The 2,141-nt window shown below is 29.3% G+C and carries 3 protein-coding genes; all 3 read left to right on the plus strand.

Features of this window, described 5'->3' with window-relative positions; all coding sequences use genetic code 11:
* Window positions 1–607 (plus strand): O-antigen ligase family protein (locus Q0X89_RS15610; protein ID WP_297695857.1); only part of this gene is annotated, 607 nt, incomplete at its 5' end.
* A 456-nt stretch (window positions 608–1,063) separates the two neighbouring features.
* Window positions 1,064–1,867, plus strand: coding sequence for an O-antigen ligase (locus Q0X89_RS15615; RefSeq protein ID WP_297695872.1), 804 nt, complete (start codon window positions 1,064–1,066; stop codon window positions 1,865–1,867).
* 73 nt (window positions 1,868–1,940) lie between these two features.
* On the plus strand, window positions 1,941–2,141 hold a 201-nt coding region (locus tag Q0X89_RS15620; protein ID WP_297695859.1), incomplete at its 3' end, for a hypothetical protein.

Below are 2,141 nucleotides of genomic sequence, written 5' to 3' on the forward strand. Positions count from 1 at the left end.
ATTTTTATTTATAGCCACATTTGTACTTGTTTATCTAACGAAAACCAGATTACTTATAGTATTTCTATTAATATACCCTATAATAAGAGTATTACTCACCTCAAAAGTATGGGTTAACAGGAAAAGAATATTTTTAACATTTTACTTAACAACTCTTTTTATTTATCCCCTTTACAATTTGGTAATCGAATGGTTTCCAAGTTTGGTTACCCTGCGATATGGAAACAAACAGGATACTTCTTTTGGTCTTCGGAATTATCTATATATAACATCTCAAGAAGAATATTTTAGGGGGAACATTATGGAGAAAATTTTTGGAAAAGGGAACGAATATTCCAGAAGATTTATAAAAAATTTAATAGAAATAGATATAATGCCTCACAATGATTATATGAGAATATTGATTGACTGGGGATTTTTAGGGTTCGTTATTTTTTCATTTTTATTATATAAACTTGCTGTGAAAAATAATTATACTTTGTTTGTTGCCCTTGTTTACATGATTCTATTTTATTCTAATTTAGTTTTTAATATCTTCTTAATTTCCATATTGACACTCATGTTCTTCGTTGTTGAGGAAGGAATAAACAAAAAGACCACAAATTAAATGGTACTTAAAAGAATAAATAGCATAAATGTTTTAAGTTTTGTAACCTATTTATTCGCCTTTTCATTTGCACTTACTCCTTTCTTTTCATCCATTTCCCTCTTATTTTTCGCAATAAGTTCATTATTTATTATCAAAATAAAAAAACTTAATAAACTGGAAAGACTTTTTACTTTTTGTTATTCTTCCTTATTTATTCTGTATGCCTTTGGCATGCTTTGGACCAATTTTATTCCCAGGGCAACTGAATTACTCATCCGCATTTTACCAATTTTAATTCTTCCTTTACTTATAGCATATGGGGAAATTTACAAAAAGATAAACTATGATAAATTCAAAGATTTTTTTATTTTAGGGGTTCTTATCTCTTGTGTCATTTCATTGACTTATGGGATTTACAGGTATACAATCGATCAAAATTTTGACCATTTGTTATATTTTGATTTTGGCTCTTTTATGCACCTGCATCCTTCTTACTATTCCCTTTACATAATTACTGCGCTTGTATTTTTATATAGGACCAAAATTAATTTAGCACTTAGCTATAAAATCATAATTTATTTAATTTTAGCCGTATGCATATTTCTTTTGCAATCCAAAATTTCAATATTGATGTTTTTTTTATTGCTGGTAATCGCAACTTTGAGTAGTATTAAAAAGAAGAGGTATAAAATTTCAGCACTATTTTTTCTTACACTTATAGTTTTAGCTGTGACCGGCCTTAATTATGGAGAAAATAGGCTTAACGAACTATTTAAGAAAAGAGACTCCAAGGATATTGGCAGCTTTAAGGAGGATGGGGTTTCTCAGCGCATATGGTTATGGAATACTGCACTGGATCATATTAATGACAGGCCATTTTTTGGTTATGGTCTTGGTTCCAGGGAAAAAATATTTAAATGGAAAGTGGAGAAGACTATTTTAATGAATGACTACAGCCCGGCATACAGTCAGGCAATTAAATCAATTTCAAAATTCAATCTACACAATAATTACTTACAAATTTTATATGAGTTAGGAATTGTAGGACTTGCATTTTTTTTATTCATGTGTATTAGAATAATTATTCTTGGATTTTTACATAAAAAGTGGACTTTTTTAAGCATATATGGGGTTTTTCTTTTGTTTCTATTTGTCGAGGTCGCATTGAATAGACAAATGGGAATATATTTTTACGCGTTTATTTTACCAATGCTTTTTTACCAGGATGAACATATTTACACAGAAACACAAAAGAGTTCAAACAACTCATTTATGTAATCATATGATTTCTGAATGTAAAGCATTCTTTTTATACCTTATTTGGATTAGGAAGATGACATAATAACTAAGTATGAAGTTAATTTATTTTTTTTTAGGCATAGTGGCTATTTCATATTCTTGTCAACGGCAGGCGGACTTAAGCCAGGGGAAAAAATATAATTTCGATAATGAGCTTAAACAAGCATTAATTCTAGGCTATTTTAATGAGGTCGGGGATGACCTATCTCTGGTTATACATGACAGCACTATCTACTATTTATCAAGTAGAGGC

Source organism: uncultured Eudoraea sp. (genome assembly GCF_947258525.1).
Classification (GTDB): domain Bacteria; phylum Bacteroidota; class Bacteroidia; order Flavobacteriales; family Flavobacteriaceae; genus Eudoraea.